Genomic DNA, 24,770 nt, shown 5'->3' with positions numbered 1-24,770 from the left:
GGCCTGCGACACGGACTTGCCCGCGCTGTGGTCCGGCCAGCCGACGTCCGGCAGGTCGCAGAGATCGCAGCTTGGAGCCAGCGCCACCGCGTTCCGCTGGTCCCGCAGGGCGGGAATACCGGCCTCGTCTTCGGGGGGATTCCCGATGACAGCGGCCAAGCGGTTGTCGTCCAGCTTGGCCGCATGAACCGCATCCGCGAGATCGACACCGTCAACGCCGTTGCCATCGTGGAGTCCGGCGTAGTTCTGCAGACTTTGCAGCAGCGCGCACGCGATGCCGGCCTGTTCTTTCCCGTCAGCCTCGCCGCCGAAGGCAGTTGCCAGATCGGTGGCACGATCGCCACCAATGCCGGCGGAACGGCGGTTTTGCGCTACGGCAACATGCGCGACCAGGTGCTCGGGCTGGAGGTCGTGCTGCCCGACGGCCGGGTGTGGAACGGCCTGCGCGCGTTGCGCAAGGACAACACCGGTTACGACCTGAAGCATCTCTTCATCGGTTCGGAAGGAACTCTCGGCATCGTCACCGCCGCCGTGCTGAAACTGCACGCTGCACCGCAGGCGCGCGCGACCGCCCTGGCCAGCGTCCGGGATTTCGCAGCGGCTTTGCGCCTGTTCCAGCTAGCCCGCTCGCGCRCTGCCGACGTCCTCTCTGGCTGCGAGTGCTTTACCGAGGACTGCCGCGCCCTGGTCGAAACCCATGCTCCGCATGTCACCCAACCGGCACTACGCGGCGGCGTCTATGTGCTGCTGCAACTCGATGCGGCGACGCCGGAAATTCCGCTCGAAGCGATCCTGGAGAGTGTTCTCTCCGAAGGCTTCGAGCAGGAGATCGTCGAAGACGCCGTCATCGCCCGTTCCCTGGCACAGGCCGAGCAGCTTTGGGCACTCCGCGAGAACATCACGGAAGCACAGAAGCGCGCAGGCCCCAGCTTCAGCCATGATGTCTCCACCCCGATCAGCGCCATCCCGGCTTTCGTCGATCGCTGCCTGACGGCGCTGAATGCGATCGACGCGCGCCTGCGCCCGATCGTTTTCGGCCATATCGGCGACGGCAATCTGCATTTCAATCTGTTGGCACCGGCCGGTGCCGACGCCACCGAGCGCCACGCACTGCATAAGCAGGTCGAGACGGCGCTCTATGATCTCGTCGAGGCTTTCGACGGCAGCATCAGCGCCGAGCACGGCCTGGGCGAGCTCAAGCGCGACCTCATCGAAATCTATAAGCCGCCATTCGACCTGGAGCTGATGCGAGGCGTCAAGCGCCAGTTMGACCCTGCGAACCTGATGAATCCGGGCAAGGCGGTGCGGCTGGTCTGACGCGGCCGCTCGATTTCGGGTCCGCGCGTCGCGGCATCACGGCACAATCGGAGCGGTAGCAGCAGGACGCGCGGMCCCTGCAAGGCAGCCTGCTCCGTTTGTCCTTCGTCAGGCGAATGCAACCAGCCAGACTTACTCGGCAAGCCGCGACAACACCTGATGCGCGGCCTTCACCCGCGCATCATTGGGGTAGTTCTTGTTCGCGAGCATGACGATCCCGATCTTCTTTGCCGGGACATAGGCGACGTAGCCGCCAAAGCCATTGGTCGACCCGGTCTTGTTGAGGATCACGTCGCTCCGCGGCGCCATCGGCGGCTCGATCGCAACCGCGGGGACGCCGTTCAGGATCATCTTGGCCGAGTTGCCGGCGACGAGTTTATCCAGCTCGACCGGATAGGGGTATTGCTCCCAGATCAGATCCTGGATGAGCTCGCTCGCGCGGAAATACCCGGTATGGGTCGCCCGCGCAGCGACGGCCGCCTTCCCCGGCACGGTGCCGATGCCCATGTTCACCTCCAGGAAGCGGATCATGTCGACGGCATTGGATTTGACCCCATAGGCTTCGGTCGCGAGGAGGCCCGGGGAGACCCGCATCGGCTTGTCCTCCCGGTTGTAGCCCCACGCGTAACTCTTCATTTCCGCCGCGGGGACGTTGATATAGGTCCGGCGCAGCCCGAGATCCGGGAACAATCGCCGCTCCATCAACGTCTCGAAGCTTGCTCCCATCGCCTTCGCGGTGACGACGCCGAGAAGACCAATGCTCGGGTTGGCGTAATTTCGGTATGTGCCGGGAGTGAAGCGCGGCTTCCAGGCGCGATAATAGGCCATGAGCTGCTTCTGATCCTTGACGTCGTCAGGGACCTGAAGCGGAAAGCCGCCAGCCGTATGCGTGYCGAGATCCAGCAATCGCACATCGTCCAGGGCACTGCCCTTCAACTCGGGCATGTGTTGGCTGACACTGTCGTTYAGCGACAACTTGCCCTCGATCTCGGCATAGGTCGCGAGCGTCGCCGTAAAGGTCTTGCTGATCGACCCCAGCTCGAAGAGCGTGTCCCGCGTAACAGGAACCCTGGGTTCCTTCGAGGCCAGGCCGTACTCGATGAAGTAGCGCTTTCCATCGATCGTCACGGCAACAGCCAGGCCGGGGATCCCGTGCTGCTCGATCACCGGCTTCACCGCTTCGTCGACGGCCTGGCGCACGCGGGCGTCCTGATCGGGGCCTGCGCCGTGGGCGCTGGACAGACTGCCCAGCGTGCCGGCGAGAACGCTGGCTGCCAGACCGGCATAGAGTCGTTTGGACAAGGGCATCTCCTTCCAATTCGGAATGGGCGCCGTTTATGACCCCTTCGAACTCCCGGCAAACGATGATAAGTCGGATCAGCCATAAGTTAAATTTGGGCATCGATGGTTCGACCTTTTCTGCCACTCAACGCGTTGCGGGCGTTCGAAGCATCGGCCAGGCATCTCAGCTTCACGCGGGCCGGCATCGAACTCGCGGTGACGCAAGCCGCCGTGAGCCAGCAGGTTCGCTCTCTCGAGCAGAGATTGGGCGTTCAGTTGTTCCGCAGGCTCCCGCGCGGCCTCAGGATCACGGCAGAGGGCGAAGCCCTCCTTCCCGTCGTGAGCGATGCCTTCGATCGCCTGGCCACGACGCTCGACAGGGTTGGGTCGGGAAAGGTCCGCGAACTGCTCGTGGTCGGAGCGGTGGGCACCTTCGCGGTCGGCTGGCTGCTGCCCCGGCTCGAGGACTTCAGGCGCGCTCATCCGTTCGTCGAGCTGAGGCTCTCCACGAACAACAATCGGGTCGATCTGGCTGCCGAAGGATTGGACTTCTCCATTCGGTTCGGCAACGGCGCCTGGCACGGTCTCGATGCTACGGAGCTGTTCGAGGCGCCCCTGACGCCGCTCTGTACGCCCGAACTGGCCGCCGCCCTCCATGCGCCGCAGGATCTCGGCACGCTCACTCTGTTGCGCAGCTACCGCATGGACGAGTGGAGCCGCTGGTTTGCTGCCACTGGCGCGGACATGCCGCCCAACATTGCAGGCGCCATCGTCTTCGACTCGTCGCTCGCGATGATGGAGGCCGCCGAACAAGGGGTCGGAGTAGCCCTCGCCCCGGCTCTCATGTTCTCGCGCCAATTGCGCAACGGCTCGATCCGGCGACCGTTCCCGGCCTCGATCTCGCTTGGAAGCTATTGGCTGACCAAGCTCAAATCGCGGAAGCCGACGGCTGCCATGCTGGCCTTCGCCGACTGGATTGCGGCCCAGGAACCGGATTCTCGGAACGAGTAATTCGGCAATATGCGCCAGCAGCATTCGGCCGGCGGCCGAAGTGTCCAGTGCGCCTGCATTGAAGTGCCGGCAGAGGTTCGGCGATCGCACATCGCTCTGGAACGCGATACGCGAATGGCGATCGGCCAGGCGAGCAGGACGGGCAGAGATGGCCAATTGCGGACCCCAGCCCCTGAGCTCACCGCAGGGCCTTCGTCCTTGGCTTCGAGGCCCAAAGCAATGCGAAAGGAGTGGAGCGCGAACCTGGCGCCCGCACTCAGTAGGGATGCCGGTCCTGCTTCTCATCCAGGCCTCATAGGCCTTGAGCCCGGTCTCGCGCTCGAAATTCTCGGTCACCGCGATGCAACGCGCAGACCAGGGTTTGGCAAAGTCCTCATACTGGAAGGCGTCGTCGAAGTGTCCGAACCAACTTGACCCCACCTTCACCATACGAAATCTGCCGTATTGACGGTGAGGAGATACGGCCGCAAAGCCTTGGACCGACGATCATCGACCGGACCACCCGATTCCTGCCTTTGAGGCCTGCGTGCCGTCCTTGCCTAAGAAAGCCGCCGCTGCCCTGTTGCTGACGACGGCGCTGGCGAGTGCTGCTTCAGCCCAGTCGGGCGGCCTCCTTACCGATCCCAGTATGTGGAGCCCCCCCGAATACAAGGCTCAATGGGGACTCGATTATATCAATGCCGCAAACGCTTATGCGCGAGGCGTCGACGGCACGGGCATCCTGGTTGGCGTTGTGGACAGCGGAGTGTTCACCGGGCATTCCGAATTCGCAGGCCGCTTTGGGGGTGGCTACGACTATATCGCGAACACCGCTCTTGTGACCGACCCCGGAGGGCACGGCACGGGCGTCGCCTCAGTAATCGCTGCCAATCGCGACGGCATCGGCATGCATGGCGTGGCGCCAGGCGCTACGATCCTCAGCGCGCGCGTCTTTGATCAGGATGGAATTCCGGCGCCGTCTTCAGGCTTCGTTGCAGCCTACGATGGGCTCGTTGCCCGGGGGGTGCGCGTCATCAACAACAGCTGGGGCAGCTTCGATCCTGTCACGTCGGTGACGCAGAGCGAGCTTGCTCGATGGCAGGAGCTGCCGGCCTATCGTCGTGCAGTGGCATCTGGCGCCCTGTTGGTCTGGGGTACAGGGAATGACGAGCGGACCCAGCCGAGCATCGAAGCCGGCCTGCCCTATCATTTCCCGGAACTGGAGCGCGGCTGGCTGGCCGTGGTGGCCTACGGACCAGGCTACGAGCCGTTGTACACGAACCGCTGCGGCGTGGCCAAGAACTGGTGCCTGACGGCTCCCGGCGGCGGGGACTGGTGGGGCGAATTTCCAGACGATCCCATCGTCGTCGCCGACAAGAACGGCGGATACACCAAGGTCAACGGCACGTCGTTTGCAGCTCCCCATGTCTCAGGTGCAGCGGCCCTGGTCTGGCAGATGTTCCCGTTCTTCAGCGCCGATCAGGTGCGCCAGACCCTGCTCGGCACCGCCCGGGACATCGGCGCTCCCGGCGTCGACGACATATTCGGCTACGGCCTGCTCGATGTCGGCAAGGCAGTGCTCGGACCTGGCCGTTTCGATTGGGGCGATTTCGTCGTCGAGCAGCCCGGCGGCCTCGCCGTCTTCGGAAACGACATCGTCGGGACCGGCGGTCTCGTCAAACGCGGCGCGGGCGAACTCATGCTCACGGGCCACAGCTCCTATGCCGGTGCGACACGCGTCGACGGCGGCTTTCTCTCGATCATGGGCAGCATCGCCTCGCCGACCAGTATCGGTGCGGCCGGCACGCTCACTGGTTCCGGCCTGATCACGGGCTCAGTCACCAATGCCGGCACCCTCTGGGCCGGCGATAGCCGCGGCGCTGGCACGCTGACCATCAGCGGCAATTACGTGCAGCAGGCCGGTGGCATTCTGGTTCAGCAGGTCGGCCCAATCGGTGGGCGGAACCACCTTGCCGTCACCGGCACCGCCAGCCTTTCCGGCCTCGTCGCCATGGGAGGCCGGGCGCAACTCTTGCCGCGCTTCCAGACCATGCCGGTGCTCAGCGCCGGACAGGGCCTCATCGGCCGCTTCGACGGCATCGAGGGGCCGCCGGGCGATGGTTCGGCGCCCTTCATCCAGGCGAGCCTGCGTTACCAGCCGAACACGGCGCATCTCGATATCCGCACCTTGCCCTTCGATACGCCAGGCGTCTGCGCCTCGGCCAACCAATGCGCCGCCGGCGCCGCGCTCGAACGCGGCGTTGCCGGTGCGGATCAGGATCTACGCGACGTAGCGGGGTTGCTGCAGGCCGCCGGCACGCGGGATGGCGCGCGACAGGCCCTTGCCGGCCTCTCCGGCGAGGCGCATGCCAGCCTTGGTACTCTCGCCCTCGGCGGCTCTGCCCCCTTCAGTGCCATGATCTCGCAACGGCTCAGCGATCTGCGCTCCGGCCAGGCCGAACCCACCGCAACCGGCGCCGCAATGGCTTATGCATCGAGCGCCGCGGCGAGTCCCGCCGCAGCGCTGCTGAGGCGCCTGCCGTCCGGACCGGCAGCGGCCCAGAACAATGTCTGGGCGCGGGGTTATGGCATCATCGGGACGCTTGGTGGCAATGCCAATGCCGGCGGGGCCGAGTATCGCGGCGGCGGGATGATCGCCGGTTTTGACCGGCAGATCACTCCGGAAATTCTGGTCGGGCTCAGCGCTGGCTACTCCAGCACTGACGCCGAATTCCGCAACTTCTCCGGCAAGGGCGGCATCAAGGCCTATGAAGGCGCGCTCTATGGCGGCTACACACGCGGCCCRCTGCGCCTTGATGGTACCTTCGGTTATGCCCGCCTCGATTTCGAATCTGAGCGCAGCATCAGCTTCGGTGGGCTCTCTCGCCAGGCAAGGGCCGAATACGGTGGCGATCGCTTCACCGGCGCCCTCGAAGCCGGCTACGCCCTTGATCTCGGTTGGTCTAAGCTCGAGCCGCTGGCGGCACTGCGTTACAGCTATCTGCAGCAGGACGGATTCAGCGAGACCGGCGCTGGCAGCATTGGCCTGACGGCCGGCAAGCAATCCGCGGAAAGCCTCCTCGGCAGCCTGGGCCTGCGCCTGGCGAAGGAGTTMGATCTCGCCTCCAGCCGCGTCGCTGTCGAGCTTCGTGGCCGCTGGCAGCACGAGTTCCTCGACGATGCGATGGTGCTCGATACCGCCTTCATTGGGGCGCCTGCGGCCTCCTTCCCGGTCCAGGGCGCGAGAGTGGCGCGCGACAGCGCCATCCTCGGCCTGGGCCTGTCGGCACGCGCTGGCCGCTACGCCACACTGTTCGCCGACTATGATGTCCGGCTCAATGCCGACGCCACCACCCATGTATTCACCGCCGGGCTGCGCGCCACATGGTAGCGACGCGTGATTACGGCCGCTCGCGCGCTCGTGGCGCTGACGGAATCCTGCTATCGCGCTCCTCGGCTCAGAGCAGGGATTTTTAGGCGATGCAGAACGGCACTCTCTCGATCGGGATCATTGGCGCAGGCATCATGGGTGAGCGGCTGCTGCACGCCATTCTCGACCAGTCCCAGGAACTGGTGAAGGTCAGCGGCGTCTGGGATCCGGCGCCTTCGGCAATGGAGCGCATGGCCGCAACCTTCCCGCAGGTTCCGCGGCTGACTGACGCCGCAGCGGTCGTCGCCGCCAGCGACTGCGTCTATATTGCCTCGCCTCCAGCCTCCCACCTCACCCACGCGCGCGCCGCCATCAGCGCCGGCAAGAGTGTCTTTTGCGAGAAACCGCTGGCGGTCGATGTCGCCGATGCGCGCGCCTTTGTTGCGGAAGCCGGCGACAGAGGCGCGGTCAATTTCCCCTTCGCGTCCTCGCTCGCCGTAGCGACATTGATGGAGTGGATCGCACAGGGTGCGGTCGGCACTCTGTCCCGCGTCTCGATCGAAGTCGCCTTCGCGACCTGGCCGCGCCCCTGGCAGGCCGACGCCGCGGCCTGGCTGGACAGAACCCCGCAGGGCKGTTTCACCCGCGAGGTCGTGTCGCATTTCCTCTTCCTGAGCCGCAGGCTGGTTGGCCCCCTGCATGGGCTCACGGCGAGCGTGGCCTTCCCGGAGGCGGGCAAATCGGAGCGCCGGATTGAGGCCAGGTTGCTGGCCGGGGACATCCCCGTCGCGCTCAAGGGCAGTGTCGGGAGCACTGGGAAGGATGACCACAATATCTGGATGCTGGAAGGTGATAGGGGCGCGGTCCGGCTTTGCGACTGGTCGATCGCCGAACGCCGTCTGCCCGATGGCAGCTGGGAACGCGCTGCCGACGCATTGTCACAGGCGGATGCACGCCCCGTCGCACTCAGGCGCCAGCTCCAGGGTGTCATCCGCCTCACGCAGGGCGGGCCGCATCATCTCGCGACGCTGCCTGAGGCCCTGAACGTTCAGGAGATCGTCGAGGCCATCCTGGCCAGCGAGCATGGCTAGGAATGGCGTTAGGGCGCGGGCCGCGCGCCTTCCCTCGCATTCTCATCACCGGCGCAAGGCTTCCGAAACCGTCCCCGCGCACACCCGCAGCGATTGCGACGCAGTGCCCCTCTCCCCAACGGAGTGTTAGGCACTCCGCTCGCAGGCTTGTGCGGTGAGTGCTTTGGAACAGGTCATAGACGCCGCGGAAAACGCGCCCCCGGCGCCTGCGCGCGACAGTTCCTATGCAGGGCAGCGCGCGCGAGGCTTCAAGCGCCTGCGCTTCGTCTCGGGGCTGGAAGACGAATACCGCCGCTATATGCGCATCGAGCAGCGGATGAGCACGCTGGTCTGCGCGCTCACCGCGCTCGGAATCTGGCTCGTCTTCATCGCGCTCGACATCGCACGGATCGACCCGCTGACGGAATATCGGGCGCAGCGCTACGACGCCCTGGCCGCAGCCGCTCTGCGCTGGATCACGCTCGCCGTCCTGCTTTCCCTGATCTCGGTCCTCGTCGGCAAGCGTCTGCCCCGTGCCTATAACCGGCTGAGCTTCCTCGTTCTCGTGCTGATTGGAACGACGAGTGCAGTCAGCGCCAATGTCTTCAAGCTGCGCGGCCTCGCCCAGGCGGATCTGGCCGGCTTCGTCATCATCATGGCGGTGTTCCTGCCGGTCGGCCTGACCTTCCATCAAAGCGTCGCGGCAGCGATGCTGATCGCTGTCCTGAATGCTCTGCTCGGGTTCGTCATGCTCGATCCCGGCCATATCCATGAGCATATCCGGATCTCGATCCTGATGTTCTTTGCCGTCTTCGTCGGCGCGGTCGGCGCCTATCTGCGCGAATACACCCAGCGCGATCACTTCCTGCTGCGTCGGATGCTGCACAACCGCGCCATGTCCGACCCACTGACCGGTATCGGCAATCGGCGCTTCTTCGAGGAGCACGCCGCAACGGCCTTGCGCCAGGCCAGGCGCGAGCGCGCCGGTCTCGTCTTCGCCATTCTCGATGTCGATCACTTCAAGAAGTACAATGACCGCTACGGACACCAGGCCGGCGACCTGGCTCTGCGCAGCCTGGCCCGCGCGCTCGAAGCGAGATTGCGGCGGCCGATGGACATGGTTGGGCGCCTGGGAGGCGAGGAATTTGGCCTGATCCTCTATGGGGTCAGGCCTGATACGGCATGCGCCATGCTTGATAATCTCGTCCGCGCGGTCTCCTCGCTCGACATTCCCCATGACGCCTCGGACACTGCCCCTCACCTGACCGCCAGCGTCGGCGCGGCCCTCTTCGACGGCCTTGAAACACTGGAGCAAATCTACAGGCGGGCGGACGGTCTGCTTTACGTAAGCAAGGCGAAGGGCAGAGACCGGTTTACGCTTGGCTAGCGGCTGTGCAGGCGACGCGCTATGCTGGATCAGGCCCGGTTTGAACGCGTAGAACGCGCGGGCACTCCTGCGGAGGTTCCGCCATGATCAGCGCAGCCCTTCTCTCACTTTCACTATCAACCGGTCTCTTCGTTCCCGTTTCCGATGGGCCGCCACGCTTCGATGTCGTCAACACGTGCCGCGACGTCGGCCGTTCCAGCATGGGGGTCGGTCGTACCGCCCAGGCCTGCCAGGACGACGAGAACCAGGCGCGCGCGACGTTGGTACAACGCTGGTCGGCCTATCCAGCGCAGAGCCGCAACACCTGCGTCGAGAGCGCGCAACTCGGCGGCCCGCCCAGCTATGTCCAGGTCCTGACCTGCCTCGAGATGGCCCCGCGCTAGCTGCGCAAGCCTGATGATCCTGGATTGAGCATTGGCAAAGAGCGCGCTAGGCTGCTCCCGCTCCGTCACGGGAGGCTGTCATGAAGCCCGCATTCCTGACCGATGCCCAGATCGATGCCCGCGCCTTGAGCCATCGCCGCGAACTCGGCTTCCGCGACGAACAGGGCATTGATTTCATGATCCTGATGGCGCGGCTGAAGGCCCGCTACCCGAATTTTGCCTATGAACGTGTACCGGACGGCCAACTCGCCGACGCCGAGGCGCAATGGGATTCTGAGACCAAGCGCCTTCGGATCCCGGAACCCGTGTTTCTCGCGGCCCTGCGCGGCGAAAGCCGGGCGCTGATGACCATCGCCCATGAGGTCGGACATGCCCTGCTCGGCCATGAAGGCATCCTGCATCGCGCCCCTGCCGGCTCGCAGGCCGAGCGCCTCTCGGCCAAGGTCCGGGCGATGGAGTATCAGGCCCGGCGCTATGCCGCCGCCCTGCTGATCCCGAATATCGAAGCGATCCGCCATATGAGTGCGGGCGAAATGAGCGAACATTTCGGAGTCAGCATGAGCGCCGCCATGCTGCGCAAKAGCGAGTTGAAATAGCCCCGCTTGCCCGGGCTCGTCCGGCGGCCCAATCTTGCATCGAGCCGACTCGATTCAAGAAGTGAACCATGCCGCACAAGACATTGATGATCATGGCATTCCTGACTTTGACAGGAATGCCTGCGCCGGCTCTCGCGCAGCAAACCTGCGATGAGCTCTGGTATGCCCGCAACGAGATCTACAAGGCGCAGGGCTACTGCTTCCGCACCCAGCGCGGTATCGCGGCCTTTGGTAATGCCGGCTGCCAATACGACAATGCCGAGGAGCTGCCGCTGTCGAACACCCAGCGCCGCATGATCGCCGACATTCAGCGTGAAGAACGCGCGCGGCGCTGCCTGCGCTGATCTGCCGGGGCCGATAGTTGTGGAAGGCCGGCCGTATCCGGCCATCGGCCAGTTGCAGTGTGTTAGAAGCGCCGGTCCGGGAACAGGGCGGCAGACGGAGCAGCAAGACCAGAGCATGACGACGGGCATCGACATGGGCTTGACCCAGGGTGGACAACCCGCGCTGCTTGATCTCGCCGAATTGCTGGCGACGCGCCTGCTGGTCCAAGGCAATTCCGGCTCAGGAAAGTCGCATCTGCTGCGCCGGCTGCTGGAGCAAAGCGCACCGCTGGTCCAGCAAGCCGTGATTGATCCGGAGGGCGATTTCGTCTCGCTGGCCGGTCAGTTCGGCCATGTCGTGGTCGACGCCGCCTGCGGCGAGGCCGAATTGCAGCGTATCGCCATCCGCGTCCGCCAGCATCGTGTCTCGATCGTGCTCAACCTCGAGAATCTCGACGCCGACGAGCAGTTGCGCGCGACGGCCGCCTTTCTCGGCGGGCTGTTCGACGTCGATCGCAGCATGTGGTTCCCGATCCTGGTCGTCGTCGACGAGGCGCAGCTCTTCGCGCCCGTCATGGCCGGCGAAGCGTCGGACGAAGCGMGTCGCCTCTCCCTCGGCGCCATGACCAATCTGATGTGCCGCGGCCGCAAGCGCGGCCTCGCCGGGGTGATCGCGACTCAGCGTCTCGCCAAGCTTGCCAAGAACGTCGCGGCCGAGGCCTCGAACTTCCTGATGGGCCGCACCTTCCTCGATATCGACATGCAGCGCGCCTCCGACTTGCTCGGCATGGACCGGCGCCAGGCCGAGATGTTCCGCGACCTCGAGCGTGGCCAGTTCGTCGCATTGGGCCCGGCGCTGTCGAAACGCCCCTTGCCGCTCAGGATCGGCGCCGTGTCCTCGGTCGATCGCGGCAGTGCGCCCGGCCTGATGCCCCTGCCCGAACAGGCCCCGGAGGATGCGAGCAAGCTCATTTTCGAAGCGGGCGAGAACGAACCTCCCGTCACCTCCTGGGTCCCGCGTCCCACGCCGCGGCCGCGCCCGGCAGCCAATGAAGTGCTCCGCCAGATCGAGAGCTATCGCCCTGCCCCCGCCGTCGAGCCGGAGCCCGAGATTCCGATGGAACCGGAAGAGCGCGAGGCGATCATGACCGAGATCCTGCGCGATCTGATGGAGGACCCGGAAACGCGGAGCCGCCAGGTCGCCGTGGTCTATCAGGACTTTACGGTGCGCTGCCGCATGCGCCGCGTCGGTCAATCCTCGCTCAGCCTCGATGACTTCCGCCGGCGGCTTGCCGTAGCCCGCGCAGGCGCGAGTGAGGACATCACGGCGTCCCATGCCTGGCAGGTCTCGCTCGACGCCGCAGCCACCCTGCCGGACGACCTCCAGAGCCTGTTTCTCTACATTGCCCGCACCGCGATCGAGGGCGCTCCCGCCCCGACCGACGCCGAACTCGCCGAGGTCTATGGCAGCCATTCGCCGGGCCGCGCCCGCCGCGTTCTGGGTTATATCGAGGAGCGTGGGCTCCTCGTCTGCCATGTCGATTTTCGCGGCCAACGCACGCTGGCATTGCCGACGATCGGCGTCGAGACTGCGCCAGGCCAGGCGCAGCCGCGCAGCACCAAGGGGATGCCGCGCGGTCTCAGGGCCTGACCCGCGGCTCAGTGGCCCTTGCCGGCCKGCAGAGTGATCTTGTCGACCCAGGCGATCCCCATGGCCGAGAAGATGAAGACGACGTGGATCACCGTCTGCAGGATGACCCCGGTCTCGGTGTAATTCGTCACCCGCCCCGTATTGCCGATATTGCCGGCCTCGATGAAGGTCCTGAGCAGGTGGATAGACGAGATGCCGATGATCGCCATAGCGAGCTTGATCTTCAGGACGCTCGCATTGACATKGCTCAGCCATTCCGGCTGATCGGGGTGACCATGGAGCTTCAGGCGCGAAACGAATGTCTCGTAGCCGMCCACGATGACCATGATCAGCAGGTTGGAGATCATCACCACATCGATCAGCCCGAGGACGACCAGCATGATCTGCTGCTCGCCGAACTGCGTCGCATGTGTAACGAGGTGGACCAGTTCCTTCAGGAACAGGAAGACATAGACGCATTGCGCGACGATGAGGCCGAGATAGAGCGGCACCTGCAGCCAGCGCGAGCCGAAAATGATCATCGGCAACGGCTTCATCGCCTCGGCAGGGGGCAGCGTCGGGTTCTGGTGCAGCATAGAGTGGTTCCGGATGCGGGAAGGGATCGTGTTGCKAAGCAACATCATGCCGTCGCTAGATGGTGCGGAAGCGCCTGCGAGACAAGCGCCAATCCTGAGCCGAACTTTGCATCGAAATGCTGAAATGCGATGACGAAGCGCCGTAAGGATGAAATTTCACGGATCTTGACGGTCGGGGCTTTCACGCCGTCGCCTTGCACTATAAAATTGCCATGGATTGGAGGAACACTGGCGTTCCTCTCACGTTCGAGAGGAAAGGAGAAAGTTTCGTCATGATCAAGACCCTCGCCATCGCCACCGCGCTGCTAGGAGGCGTCGTTCTGACCGCCCCGGCGAGCGCCGCGCCGTTGAGCGCGACGACTGGCTCAGCAGCGGCTGTCGCCGAATCGGGCAAGGATCTGATTCAGAGCGTGCAGTACCGGAGATATTACGGCCCCGGCTACGGCTACCGCGGCGGCTATTATCGCGGCGGACGCGGTGCGGCCGTCGGTGCCGGCATTGCAGCGGGCGCCATCGGCGCACTGGCAGCTGGCGCATTGCTTGCGCCTGGTCCGGTCTACGCCGCTCCGGCCCCTGTCTACGGCGGCCCCGTCTATGGTGGCCCGGTTTATGCCTCCCCGGATGCCGATGCAGTCGCCTATTGCGCGCGCCGGTTCCGCAGCTACGACCCCGAGACCGGAACCTATATCGGCGCGGGCGGCGTGGTGCGCGCCTGTCCCTGAGCGCTGACGCGCATTCAGCGCCACGACATCGAGCCTCTCCATGGCGACATGGGGAGGTTTTTGATGGGGAGATGTGCTGTTTGGGCACGGATACTGACGCCATTTGGCATGACCGGCACCACTGCAGGGTTGTCAGCGGCCGATCTCTGACGCTTATTCAGCCCTCGACCTGACTCGGAGCCAGCCCGTTGCGCATTGCCACCTGGAACGTCAATTCGGTCCGCCAGCGGCTTGGCCATCTGCTCGATTTCCTCAGGGAATCCGAGCCCGACGCCCTATGCCTGCAGGAGCTGAAATGCGTCGACGGGGATTTCCCGCGGCGCGAAATCGAGGAGGCCGGCTGGCAGGTCGAGACCCATGGCCAGAAGACCTTCAACGGCGTCGCGATTCTCAGCCGCGCCAGGCTCGAGGATGTCCGCCGCGGCTTGCCGGGAGACGATGCCGACGAGCAGGCTCGCTATCTCGAGGGCGTGCTGCCCTATGCCGGTGGCGTAGTCCGTATCGCCTCGATCTACCTGCCGAACGGCAATCCGCCCAATACCGAGAAATATCCCTATAAGCTTGGCTGGATGCGCCGCCTGACCGCCCATGCGCAAATGCTGCTTGCCCAGGAAGAGCCGCTGGTCCTGGCCGGCGATTACAACGTCATCCCCGAGCCACGCGATGCACGCGACCCCGCGGCCTGGGTCGATGACGCGCTGTTCCTCCCGCAGACCCGGGCCGCCTTCCGCGGGCTCGTTAATCTCGGTTTCACCGAAGCGCTCCGCTCGACCACGGATTCCGGCGGGCTTTACACCTTCTGGGATTATCAGGCTGGCGCCTGGCAGCGGAACAACGGCATCCGGATCGACCATCTGCTGCTTTCGCCGCACGCTGCAGACAGGCTTGCCGCTGTCTCGATCGCCAAACATGTCCGCGGCTGGGACAAGCCGTCGGATCATGTGCCGGTCATCGTGGAGTTGAAGGCAGCGTGATCAGCGCGTCCTTGCGCGGCTATTGCCCGGACCAAGCGTCGTCCGCGTCGCATGGAACGGCTTGTCAGTAGCAGACCAATACGCGGCGAGCGACGGCGTAACCCCACTGGTCGTAGTGCTGCTGCCACGCATAGTAGCAGCCGTCATTGTAATAGGTGTTGTAGTAATAGGGCGCCCCGACGCCGAATGYGAAGGCCGGGCCGACGAAGAACCGGTTATGGTTGAACCGCTGTTGGTGGAAGAAAACCGACCGACCGGCAAAGACTGGGCGGGCAAAACCGGGATGGGCGAAACCGCCCCCTCCGAAGCCAGCCATTCGGCCGCCGCCGCCGTGGAAGGCCATGTGGAAGCCTCCGCCACCGCCATGGAAGCCTCCGCCACCCTGGAAGCCGCCGCCGCCGCCGAACCGCGCCTCGGCTGGCGCCGACCATGCGATGACACCGACTGCCATGACCGCGGCGAAAGCAGCGGCAGTCGTCTTGGTGATGCTGAGCATTGAGGTCATGACGAATCTCCCATCAAGTGAGCCTCGCCTTGCGGTGAATCTCCGCCTTACCGCATGAACATACGATGAACATTGATCCGTGTTCAGGCCTCGGACAAGCCGGCGCCATCACATCTCGGTGTGCGCCCGTTTCGCCCGGCGCGGCCCGCTTCCGGAATTGTGCGGCCGCCGAAGAGCAGACGGCGCGCGCCAGAAAACCGGCGCGGTTCGCGGCAGCTCCGACTGGCGACATCCGGAGCCGGGGCGCGAGCAACGGTTTTCCCACGCAACGACAAGGCGAGGATGTATGCAGGGCTGAAGGAGAGAGCGATGCGGTGGGCACGGCAGGGCGTACTTGCCCGCCATGCGTTACGCCGCCGCGTGGGGCGGCCAGAGACGTCGGTGTACGGCTTTCAGCGTTCGCTGGAGCGGCCTGCAACCTGCTGGCGCTCAACCAGCGATAGCGCCGCGTTGCGGTCACTCACGGAAGCCGCAGCGAAGGCCGCGTCATAGCGCTCGAAGATCCAGGCTTCACGCGCCGGATCGGCAGCATCGCGTGCCAGAGCCAGCCACATCAGCCCTTGTGAGACCTGACGCGGAACGCCATCGCTGCCACGAACCAGCATGTCGCCAAAAACGGCACGCGCCGGCACATGCCCCTTCTCGGCTGCAAGCTTCATCCAGCGCGCTGCCTGCCGCTGGTCGCGGCCGGTGCCCTGCCCGTTCATGTAGAGCCGGGCAAGATTGTACTGCCCGTCGGGATCGCCGAAATAGGATGCGGCATAGTGGAACATATCGAAGGCCCGGTCGATATTGGGCTTCACATAGGAGCCCTTGATGCCGTCCGTGAAATAGCTGCCGAGCGCTACGAAGGCGCTGCCAACGATACGCCCGTCGGCCGTGCCGGGAATCGCATCGGCATTCTCGTCCGCAATCTTCGAGAAGTACTCGAAGGCCTTCAGATCATTGCTGGGAACGCCTTCGCCACCGGCATACATCCGGCCGAGCTTGTACTGGGCAGTGAGGTGGCCGTGAGCCGCGGCATATTCGAGCGCGCGCACGGCGCCGGCCTGATCACCAGCCGTCGAATCGCGCATCCAGGCCTTCAGCGCATCGCGCGCGCTGGCGAAGGGCGCCAACGGCAGCGCGGCATGCGCGGCGGGAGCGTTCGGCGCAGGCGCCAGCACGCGGCCATTGGGGAGGGCCTGCAGGCCCGCGGGAGGCGGCCCCTCGGGCTCCGGCAGCGGAGCGCCCGGAATCGAGCGCGGCGGGATCGGTGCCCGGCCCATGACATCCTGCGACCAGGCTGCCGACTGGCAGCCCAGGATCAGTAATGTTCCAGCTATGATGGTCTCAGATATCCGCATAGCAATGGGTTTCTGCCGCCCCTCCTGGGTGGGTCACGGCCCCGCCCTTGGCGGAGCCGACCGTTTGCGCGTATTTCCACAGCGCGCCCGAATTGTAGTCGGTCCTGCGCGGTTTCCAGGCCTTACGACGCTCCTCAAGTTCGGCATCAGAAAGGCGGCACGCGAGCTTTCCTGTGATGGCATCGAGCTCGATAATGTCACCATCGCGGATGAGGCCGATCGGCCCGCCAACGGCGGCTTCGGGGCCGACATGGCCGACGCAGAAACCGCGGGTCGCGCCGGAGAATCGCCCGTCCGTGATCAGCGCGACCTTGTCGCCCATGCCCTGGCCGTAGAGGGCCGCGGTCGTCGACAGCATCTCGCGCATGCCGGGGCCGCCCTTGGGGCCCTCGTAGCGGATGACCAGCACGTCGCCGACCTTGTACTCGCGATTGGTGACGGCCCTGAAGGCGTCCTCCTCGCAGTCGAAGCAGCGGGCCGGCCCGGTGAAGACCAGGCTCTCGGCCGGCATGCCCGCGATCTTCACGATCGCGCCCTCAGGGGCGAGATTGCCCTGCAAACCGACGACACCGCCATTGTCGGACAACGGCTTGTTGGCGGGGCGGATTACGTCCTGCTCATCGTTCCACTTCACCGAAGCGAGGTTTTCGGCAATCGTGCGGCCGGTCACGGTCATGCAGTCGCCATGCAGGTAGCCATGGTCGAGCAGGGTCTTCATCAACAGCGGAATGCCGCCGACTTCGAACATGTCCTTGGCGACATATTTCCCACCTGGCTTCAGGTCGGCGATGTAGGGGGTCTTCTTGAAGATCTCGGCGACGGCGAAGAGATCGAAATCGATGCCGCATTCATGTGCGATCGCCGGCAGGTGCAGCGCACCATTGGTCGAGCCGCCCGAGGCCGCCACGACCATGGCCGCATTCTCCAACGCCTTGCGGGTGACGATGTCGCGCGGGCGGATGTTCCTGGCGATCAGCTCCATCACCATCTCGCCGGCGGTGTAGCAGAAGGTGTCGCGCACATCGTAGGGCGCAGGCGCGCCACAGGAATAGGGCAGCGCAAGGCCGATAGCCTCGGCAACCGTCGCCATGGTGTTGGCGGTGAACTGGGCGCCGCAGGAGCCCGAGGACGGGCAGGCTGCCTCCTCCAGTTCCTTCAGGTCCTCGTCCGACATGGCGCCGACGGAGTGTTTGCCGACGGCCTCGAACACGTCCTGGACGGTGACCGGCTTGCCCTTGAAGGTGCCCGGCAGGATCGAGCCGCCATAGATGAAGATCGACGGCACGTTGAGGCGAACCATCGCCATCATCATGCCCGGAAGCGACTTGTCGCAACCGGCAAGGCCGACCAGCGCGTCATAGCAATGGCCACGCATGGTGAGCTCGACCGAGTCGGCGATGCATTCGCGCGAGGCCAGCGACGACTTCATGCCCTGGTGGCCCATGGCGATGCCGTCGGTCACCGTGATGGTGCAGAACTCGCGCGGCGTGCCCGCGGCCGAAGCAACGCCCTTCTTGACGGCCTGGGCCTGGCGCATCAGCGAAATATTGCAGGGAGCCGCCTCGTTCCAGCAGGACGCAACGCCGACGAAGGGCTGCGCGATCTGCTTCGAGGTCATCCCCATCGCATAGTAGTAGGAACGATGCGGAGCGCGCGCCGGCCCGACGCTGACATGCCGGCTGGGTAGCTTCGACTTATCGAAAACGCGCGCGTCCATTCTACCTGTCCTCGCTCCACCCTGCGCTTGCAGTGCGCGGCAGATGTGCCACGCAGCCCGCGCCAGGCGCAACGTTCAGTCTCTTTGCAGGCTCGGGAAGGACATAATCTTCCAACCGGACAAACCCGACTTTAAATCATCTAAATCTCAGTGACTTAACGTCCCTCTTTGCTGGGGGCGCTTTGTGGCGGCATCGCGGCATCTGATCCAGCTCAGGACAGCGCGCATGCGATGCCTCAGCGGTGTTGCCACGATGTCACAATTTGAGGAACCGCAGCTCAGAGAACCATGGGCAGGACGAAGAACCCGCCAACGACCACCACGAGCAGAAGCGTCACGCTGAGCGGCAGGTGCCTCTCGATGAAGATGCGGATGTTGTCGCCGTAGAAGCGTAGCGCGAGCGCGATCATGGCGAAGAAGGTGACGCGTGAGATCACCATGCCGATGGTGAACTTCCAGATGTCGAAATGCAGGAAGCCCGACATGATCGTGACGATCTTGAACGGGATCGGCGTCAGCCCCTTGGTGACGAGYACCCAGAACCAGAAATCCTGCGAACTCGAGATCAGATGGGCGGCCTTGTCCTGAAGCCCGTAGATGCTGATCAGCCAGACGCCGACGGATTCATACAGGAAGGCGCCGATCGCATAGCCGAGATAGCCCCCCGTGACGGCGCCGAGCGAGCAGATCCCGGCGTAGAACCAGGCCCGGTCCGGCCGCGCGATGCACATCGGCAGCAGCAGCGGAATCGGAGGCAACGGGCTGACCGAGCTCTCGACAAAAGTCAGGGCGAAGAGCAGCCACGGCGCGGCGGGGTGGGATGCGTAGGAAACGCACCAATCATAAGCTCGCTTGAGCATGCGTCGGTTCAGTGTCTCGTGCAGTGGATCGAACGGCGCATGGCAGACTTGCACCCCGCGCGCATCTAATCGTGTCCCCGGGAATTTGCCAGAGGTCTCTTAGTTCAAGGTCAATTTGGCGACCGATTCATGTCCTGATACGGGCAGCGCAGACAGCGGTTCATTTCGGCGACATCCCCGGTTTTCCGGCCTCGACGACGAAGCTGGCACGGGTCGAGATCGCGGCTCCGGCAGTGGTAACCCGGTCCAGCACGCGGTAATCGGCCTGCCAGCCGCCTTGTGAAAGGGTATGGCGCATGTAGCCGCGCTGATTGTTGAAGAACCCGATATGCGGGTTCTTTTGCAGGGCGACCTGTCCCGCCTTTGTCGTGTCGGCTCCGTCGCCGCCCGAGGTGATCGAGGTGGCGACGAACTCGACGCCAAGCGTCCTGGACTTGGGATCGGCGAAATTGGCCTTGAGCTCGCCCGCCCAGTTCTGGTGGATGTCTCCGGTGAGCACGACTGCGTTGGCCGTGCCAGCGCTCTCCAGCGTGTCGAACAGACGCTGGCGTGCCGCCACTGCACCGTCCCATTTATCCATGCTGTAGCCGACCTTCCTGGGGTCGGGATCGCGGTCGTGGCGCATCACCATGACCTGCTGAGCCAGCACGTTCCATCGCGCTCTCGAACTGCGCAGGCCCTCGGCAAGCCAGGCCTCCTGCTTTTCGCCAAGCATCGTGTTTTCAGGCTTCAGCGCGTCAGCGCAGGCTGCGTGCGAGCCATCTCCGCAAGGCTGGTCCGAGCGGAACTGGCGGGTGTCGAGCACATCGATCTGGGCCAGATCGCCATAGAGGAAGCGCCGATAGGCCTGGATCGAAGGACCGCTCGGGATCGACGCCCGGCGCAACGGCATATGCTCATACCAGGCCTGGAATCCGGCAGCGCGGCGCAGCGCGAAGATCTCCGGGGGAACATTCTGCTCGGAGACCAGGCCTGCAAAATTGTTGTCGACCTCATGATCGTCGAACGAGACCAGCCACGATGTCGAGGCATGGGCCAGTTGCAGGTCGGGATCGGATTTGTAGATCGCATAACGATGCCGGTAGTCGGCGAGCGAATAGATCTCGTCGGGATCTCCGGGCATGACGCGCGCGACAGCCAAGGGCCGCTCGTTCGGCCGCACCATGCGGTACTCGTAGATGTAGTCGCCGTAATGGTAGATGAAATCGAAGTGCTCATCCGCAACATGGCGAAAGGCGGTGAAATGGCCGTCCTCGTAGCGCTGGCAGCCGAGCACACCGAAATGGACCCGCTCAACCGACACATTCGCCGACGGGAAGGTACGGGCACGGCCCGTGATGGTGCGCTCGCCGCCGCACGTGAAGCGGTAGAAATAGTCGCGGTTCGGTTCCAGCCCGGAGACCTCGACATGGACGGCGTGGCCAAGCTCGGGCCGGGCCAGGGCCGAGCCGCGTTGCACGATCTGGCGCATATTCGCCTCGGCACCGATCTCGTAGGTGACCTCGACAGCCTTCATGGGCATGCCGCCATTGCGCGCAAGCGGCAGGGGCGCGAGCTTGGTCCAGATCACGAAGCCATCGGCAGACGGATCGCCCGAGGCGATGCCGAGCCCGAAAGGATAGGCAGCGAAGACCGGATTGGCCCAGACCCGCTGGTCGAGCACAGCGCCGCCGGTGAGCAACAGGCCCGAGGCCGCAAGCCCCTGCAGAAAACGCCGGCGCGAGGGCGTACCCGCTTCCGTCAGGAAGTCATCGACAAGGAACCGATCGAAGGCATTGCGGCGAAACATGGCAGGGCTCCAGCAAGCGCGTTTGGAACCCTACCAGTCTTTGCATAACGCGGGAGTGACGCGCTACCGGGCTATTGCAGCCGCACCAGCGCTTCGCCGATCTTGACCTTCCGTGCCTCGGCCTGCGCCTTGCGCTCGCGGTTTTCCTCGACGACCTCTTCCGGCGCACGAGCGACGAAATCCGGATTGCCGAGCTTGCGCTCCACCGCGAGAATGTCCTGGTCGAGCTTGGCGAGCTCCTTCGTCAGGCGCGCCCGCTCCGCGTCGAGGTCGATGATGCCGGCGAGCGGCAGAGCCGCGACTTCGCCACGCACGATGATCTGGGCGGATTGCGGCGGGGCGATCTCGGCGAAGCCGATCGCGGAGACGCGCGCCAGCCGTTCGATCATCGGAGCCCAGGCTTCGATCGTCGCCTTGGTCGCAGCACTCGCCTTGACCAGTACCAGAGGCGCTTGCGCGCCGGCCGGCACATTGGTCTCGGAGCGGACCGAGCGGATATCGGAGATCAGATCGACGACGAAGCCGATCTCAGCCTCGGCCGCCTCGTTCGTGAGGCCGGCAAGCTCGGGCCAGCGCGTCAGGCAGACCAGCGCGGCATCACCCTTGGCAAGCTTGCGCTGAGCCCCCTCTCCCGCCTTCACGGCCCAGAGCTCCTCGGTGAGGAACGGCATGAAGGGGTGGAGAAGCTGGCAGATCAGGTCGATGACATGGGCAACGGTCGCCTGTGTCTCAGCCCGCTCCGCTGCGGCTGCACCGTCGCCCTGCAGAACGGGCTTCGCCAGCTCGAGATACCAGTCGCAGAACTCGTTCCAGACGAAGCGATAGGCGGCGCCTGCCGCTTCGTTGAACTTGAAACTGGCAATGCCGGCCGCGATCTCGTCGGCGGCCCGGGCCGCCTCGCTGAGGATCCAGCGATTGAGTTGCTGCGTGACCAGAGCGGGATCAAAACCCTCGACGCGCTGGCAGCCATTCATCTCGGCGAAGCGCGAGGCGTTCCAGATCTTCGTTGCGAAGTTGCGATAACCCTCGACACGCGAGGTCGCGAGCTTGATGTCGCGCCCCTGCGCCGCCATGGCAGCGAGCGTGAAGCGCAGGGCGTCGGCACCATACTTGTCGACGAGCGTCAGCGGATCGATGACGTTGCCCTTCGACTTCGACATCTTCGCGCCCTTCTCGTCGCGAACGATGGCGTGGATATAGACGTCCTTGAATGGCACCTCGTCCATGAAGTTGAGGCCCATCATCATCATCCGGGCGACCCAGAAGAAGATGATGTCGAAGGCGGTGACGAGCGTCGCCGTTGGGTAATAGCGCTTGAGCTCCGGCGTATCCTCCGGCCAGCCCAGCGTCGAGAACGGCCAGAGCGCCGACGAGAACCAGGTGTCGAGCACGTCCTCGTCGCGCGTCAGCGCAACCGGGCCGCCGTAATGGCCGACCGCCAGAGCCTGTGCAGCGGTCTCGGATTCGGCGACGAAGCACTCGCCATCCGGTCCGTACCAGGCCGGAATCTGGTGCCCCCACCACAACTGACGCGAGACGCACCAGGGCTCGATGTTCTCGAGCCAGTCGTTATAGGTCTTGGTCCAGCTATCGGGCGTGATCTTGGTGCGCCCATCCTTCACGGCCTTGAGCGCGCGTTCCGCCAGCGGCTTGACGTCGACATACCACTGATCGGTCAGCCAGGGTTCGATCACGACATCGGAGCGATCGCCATGCGGCACGGTATGCGCATGCGGTTCGATCTTCACCAGCAAGCCGCGCTCTGCCATCAGTGCAACGACGAGACGGCGGGCAGCGAAGCGGTCGAGGCCGTGCAGAGCCTGCACCGCCTGCTCGGGCTTGGCGCCGGCCAGGAAGTCCTCGTTCGCTTCGAGAAGCATGCGCGCTTCGCCGTCGAGGATGTTGATGACCGCAAGCTTGTGGCGCTTGCCGACCTCGAAATCGTTGAAGTCATGCGCCGGCGTGATCTTGACCGCGCCTGTGCCCTTCTCCGGGTCGGCATAGTCGTCGCCAAAAATCGGGATGACGCGCGCAACCAGCGGCAGGATCGCGTTCCGGCCGATCAGGCCCTTCAGCCGCTCGTTCTCGGGGTGCACCGCKACGCCGGTATCGCCCAGCATCGTTTCCGGCCGGGTCGTCGCAACCGTGATGAAGGTCGAAGCGTCGTCGAGGTCGTAGACCACGCCTTCGAGGGGGTAGTTGAAATAATAGAGATGCCCGCTCGGATCGCGGTTCAGCGCCTTGTCGAGCTTGGCGGAGTCGAATTCCTCCTCGCCGCCGCGCTGCCATTTATACGAGCCGGTCTTCTCGACCTGCAGGACCTCAAGATCGGAAATGGCGGTCTGGAATTTCGGATCCCAGTTCACCAGCCGCTTGGCGCGGTAGATCAGCCCCTGCTTGTGCAGGGAGACGAAGACCTTGAGCACGGCCGCGCTCAGCCCCTCGTCCATGGTGAAGCGCTCGCGCGACCAGTCGCAGGAGGCGCCGAGCCGCTTCAGCTGGTTGACGATGGTGCCGCCGGACTCCGCCTTCCAGCGCCAGACCTCCTCGAGGAAGGCCTCGCGGCCCATGGTCCTGCGGTTGGTCTTGTTCTCGGCGGCAAGCTTGCGCTCGACCACCATCTGGGTCGCGATGCCGGCATGGTCGGTGCCCGGCTGCCAGAGCACGTCCTTGCCGCGCATGCGCTCGAAGCGGCAGAGCACATCCTGCAGCGTGTTGTTGAGCGCATGGCCCATATGCAGGGAGCCAGTCACGTTCGGCGGCGGAATGACGATGCAATAGGGCTCAGCGCCCGGCTCGGCGCCACGCCCTGCCCGGAAGGCCTCGGCCTCTTCCCAGGCCTTGCTGATGCGCGCCTCGACGGTGGCGGGCTCGAATGTCTTGTCCATCATTGCTTCGCTCGAACGCAAAATGGCCGGGGAAAGCCCCGGCCGAAGGTCAGGCCAAAAGGTCGTTGGTCTTAAGAGCCCATGCGTGGGCGTCCCGTCAACGCTTTCGACAATGCGGATGTCAGGCCGCGCTCGACTCCAGGAACCAGAGCGCCTTGTCGAGCGCCCGAGAATAGCCGGTCAGGATATCGGCCGTGTCCGCATCGCCAGCCTCAGCCGCGGTGTCGATCGCGGTGCGGACGGTCTTGGCGGTCTCGGCGTAGCGCTCGATCAGTTCGGCGAGGTGATCCTTCACCGCAACGATCTCTGTCGGATAGGGCTTCAGCGTCGTGCCCGACGCGACAGTCTGCGTTGTGCCCAGCGCAATCCCGCCAAGCTGTGCCACGCGCTCTGCGACTGTATCGACATGGGTATCGAGCTCGGCGCGGAAGCCATCKAGCATCTCGTGGATAGCGATGAAGCCCGGGCCCTTCAGATTCCAGTGGGCCTGCTTGGTGACAAGCGCAAGATCGATGCCGTCCGCCAGGCGGGCATTGAGCAGGCTGATCATTGAGGTTTTGGTGTTGGACTTCAGATCGATGCGTGACGTCGGCTTCTTCATGGTCGGTCCTCGCGTTGAGACTCGCTGAAGGTGGCGTCGGGCTCGCGAAACTGTCTGCCCCCGAGGACGGCTTCGCACTCCTTCGGATCCGAATCAGGCACGCCCCGGCGCAATCGTCAAACGACGGAGATACGGAACCACGACCTGTCTCAGCGGTTAGGCCTTCATCGATCAGATTGTCCCCGCCCCTCAAGCACAGCAGGATGACCGGATGAAGCTCCTCGTTCACAGTCTMGGAGCATGGCTCGCCGTCGAAGCGGCTTCGGGACGTTTTTCACGCCCTGTCGCGGTCGGCCTGGCGATGCTGGTCTCACGACTTGGCGGGCCAACCGCCGCGTTGACCCTCGCCGGGTTCGCCATCAAGCAATTGCACGATGCCGGCGCCTTTGACGACATCCGAGTGCCCCAACGGGTCCACGGACGGC

The 24,770-nt window shown here is 64.7% G+C and carries 21 protein-coding genes; 12 read left to right on the top strand and 9 right to left on the bottom strand.

The genetic code is table 11. The features are described from left to right. Positions 1–1,317 (top strand): FAD-binding oxidoreductase (locus AC1DJT_RS15280; RefSeq protein ID WP_476834353.1); only part of this gene is annotated, 1,317 nt, incomplete at its 5' end. Positions 1,318–1,449: 132 nt separating this feature from the next. Here AC1DJT_RS15280 and ampC read toward each other — a convergent pair. After that, positions 1,450–2,625: a class C beta-lactamase gene (gene ampC / locus AC1DJT_RS15275; protein WP_476834352.1), complete on the bottom strand. Its 1,176-nt coding sequence runs from the start codon at positions 2,623–2,625 to the stop codon at positions 1,450–1,452. Between the two features lie 96 nt (positions 2,626–2,721). Here ampC and AC1DJT_RS15270 point away from each other — a divergent pair, with 96 nt between their 5' ends. The 8 genes from AC1DJT_RS15270 to AC1DJT_RS15235 all read left to right on the top strand — a co-directional run bounded on the left by AC1DJT_RS15270 (position 2,722) and on the right by AC1DJT_RS15235 (position 12,368). Further along, positions 2,722–3,609 carry a LysR family transcriptional regulator gene (locus AC1DJT_RS15270; RefSeq protein ID WP_441489906.1) on the top strand — a complete coding sequence of 296 codons (888 nt, stop codon included), beginning with the start codon at positions 2,722–2,724 and terminating at the stop codon, positions 3,607–3,609. 526 nt (positions 3,610–4,135) lie between these two features. Beyond that, positions 4,136–6,979 carry an autotransporter domain-containing protein gene (locus tag AC1DJT_RS15265; protein WP_476834351.1) on the top strand — a complete coding sequence of 948 codons (2,844 nt, stop codon included), beginning with the start codon at positions 4,136–4,138 and terminating at the stop codon, positions 6,977–6,979. 89 nt (positions 6,980–7,068) lie between these two features. Continuing rightward, on the top strand, positions 7,069–8,049 hold the full coding sequence (locus AC1DJT_RS15260) for a Gfo/Idh/MocA family protein (RefSeq protein WP_476834350.1): 981 nt from the start codon (positions 7,069–7,071) through the stop codon (positions 8,047–8,049). Positions 8,050–8,203: 154 nt separating this feature from the next. After that, on the top strand, positions 8,204–9,415 hold the full coding sequence (locus AC1DJT_RS15255) for a GGDEF domain-containing protein (protein ID WP_476768609.1): 1,212 nt from the start codon (positions 8,204–8,206) through the stop codon (positions 9,413–9,415). 83 nt (positions 9,416–9,498) lie between these two features. Continuing rightward, positions 9,499–9,798: a hypothetical protein gene (locus AC1DJT_RS15250; protein ID WP_441489902.1), complete on the top strand. Its 300-nt coding sequence runs from the start codon at positions 9,499–9,501 to the stop codon at positions 9,796–9,798. Positions 9,799–9,878: 80 nt separating this feature from the next. Further along, complete coding sequence (locus AC1DJT_RS15245; protein WP_476834349.1) at positions 9,879–10,394, top strand: ImmA/IrrE family metallo-endopeptidase; 516 nt, start codon at positions 9,879–9,881, stop codon at positions 10,392–10,394. Positions 10,395–10,462: 68 nt separating this feature from the next. After that, positions 10,463–10,738: a YARHG domain-containing protein gene (locus tag AC1DJT_RS15240; RefSeq protein WP_441489900.1), complete on the top strand. Its 276-nt coding sequence runs from the start codon at positions 10,463–10,465 to the stop codon at positions 10,736–10,738. A 115-nt stretch (positions 10,739–10,853) separates the two neighbouring features. Beyond that, positions 10,854–12,368 carry a helicase HerA domain-containing protein gene (locus tag AC1DJT_RS15235; protein ID WP_476834354.1) on the top strand — a complete coding sequence of 505 codons (1,515 nt, stop codon included), beginning with the start codon at positions 10,854–10,856 and terminating at the stop codon, positions 12,366–12,368. Positions 12,369–12,376: 8 nt separating this feature from the next. On the opposite strand, the gene AC1DJT_RS15230 is transcribed toward AC1DJT_RS15235, so the two are convergent. Then, entirely contained in the window at positions 12,377–12,943 is a 567-nt protein-coding gene (locus AC1DJT_RS15230; RefSeq protein WP_476834348.1) for a TIGR00645 family protein, read from the bottom strand. Positions 12,944–13,215: 272 nt separating this feature from the next. Here AC1DJT_RS15230 and AC1DJT_RS15225 point away from each other — a divergent pair, with 272 nt between their 5' ends. Further along, complete coding sequence (locus tag AC1DJT_RS15225; protein WP_441505821.1) at positions 13,216–13,665, top strand: BA14K family protein; 450 nt, start codon at positions 13,216–13,218, stop codon at positions 13,663–13,665. Positions 13,666–13,853: 188 nt separating this feature from the next. Then, complete coding sequence (gene xth / locus AC1DJT_RS15220; protein ID WP_476768610.1) at positions 13,854–14,639, top strand: exodeoxyribonuclease III; 786 nt, start codon at positions 13,854–13,856, stop codon at positions 14,637–14,639. A gap of 64 nt (positions 14,640–14,703) precedes the next feature. On the opposite strand, the gene AC1DJT_RS15215 is transcribed toward xth, so the two are convergent. The 7 genes from AC1DJT_RS15215 to dps all read right to left on the bottom strand — a co-directional run bounded on the left by AC1DJT_RS15215 (position 14,704) and on the right by dps (position 24,345). Then, complete coding sequence (locus tag AC1DJT_RS15215) at positions 14,704–15,144, bottom strand: hypothetical protein (protein WP_476834347.1); 441 nt, start codon at positions 15,142–15,144, stop codon at positions 14,704–14,706. A 392-nt stretch (positions 15,145–15,536) separates the two neighbouring features. Next, the gene (locus tag AC1DJT_RS15210) at positions 15,537–16,490 is read right to left on the bottom strand and encodes a tetratricopeptide repeat protein (protein ID WP_476834346.1); all 954 of its coding nucleotides are present in this window, start codon (positions 16,488–16,490) and stop codon (positions 15,537–15,539) included. Beyond that, complete coding sequence (gene ilvD / locus AC1DJT_RS15205; protein ID WP_441505825.1) at positions 16,477–18,207, bottom strand: dihydroxy-acid dehydratase; 1,731 nt, start codon at positions 18,205–18,207, stop codon at positions 16,477–16,479. Before ilvD ends, AC1DJT_RS15210 begins: the two co-directional genes overlap by 14 nt. A gap of 278 nt (positions 18,208–18,485) precedes the next feature. Continuing rightward, on the bottom strand, positions 18,486–19,067 hold the full coding sequence (locus AC1DJT_RS15200; RefSeq protein ID WP_441505826.1) for a YqaA family protein: 582 nt from the start codon (positions 19,065–19,067) through the stop codon (positions 18,486–18,488). 160 nt (positions 19,068–19,227) lie between these two features. Then, positions 19,228–20,856: an alkaline phosphatase D family protein gene (locus tag AC1DJT_RS15195; RefSeq protein WP_476768613.1), complete on the bottom strand. Its 1,629-nt coding sequence runs from the start codon at positions 20,854–20,856 to the stop codon at positions 19,228–19,230. Positions 20,857–20,927: 71 nt separating this feature from the next. Next, the gene (locus AC1DJT_RS15190; RefSeq protein ID WP_441489892.1) at positions 20,928–23,747 is read right to left on the bottom strand and encodes a valine--tRNA ligase; all 2,820 of its coding nucleotides are present in this window, start codon (positions 23,745–23,747) and stop codon (positions 20,928–20,930) included. A gap of 118 nt (positions 23,748–23,865) precedes the next feature. Then, positions 23,866–24,345: a DNA starvation/stationary phase protection protein Dps gene (gene dps, locus AC1DJT_RS15185; RefSeq protein WP_441489891.1), complete on the bottom strand. Its 480-nt coding sequence runs from the start codon at positions 24,343–24,345 to the stop codon at positions 23,866–23,868. A gap of 211 nt (positions 24,346–24,556) precedes the next feature. Between dps and AC1DJT_RS15180 the strand changes: the two genes are divergently transcribed. After that, the coding region (locus AC1DJT_RS15180; RefSeq protein WP_476834345.1) for a hypothetical protein at positions 24,557–24,770 on the top strand (214 nt) is incomplete at its 3' end.

The organism is Allobosea sp. 05T422_2, from assembly GCF_056396265.1.
The sequence above is the reverse complement of the archived record's forward strand: the minus strand, read 5'-3'. Positions and strand labels throughout refer to the sequence as shown.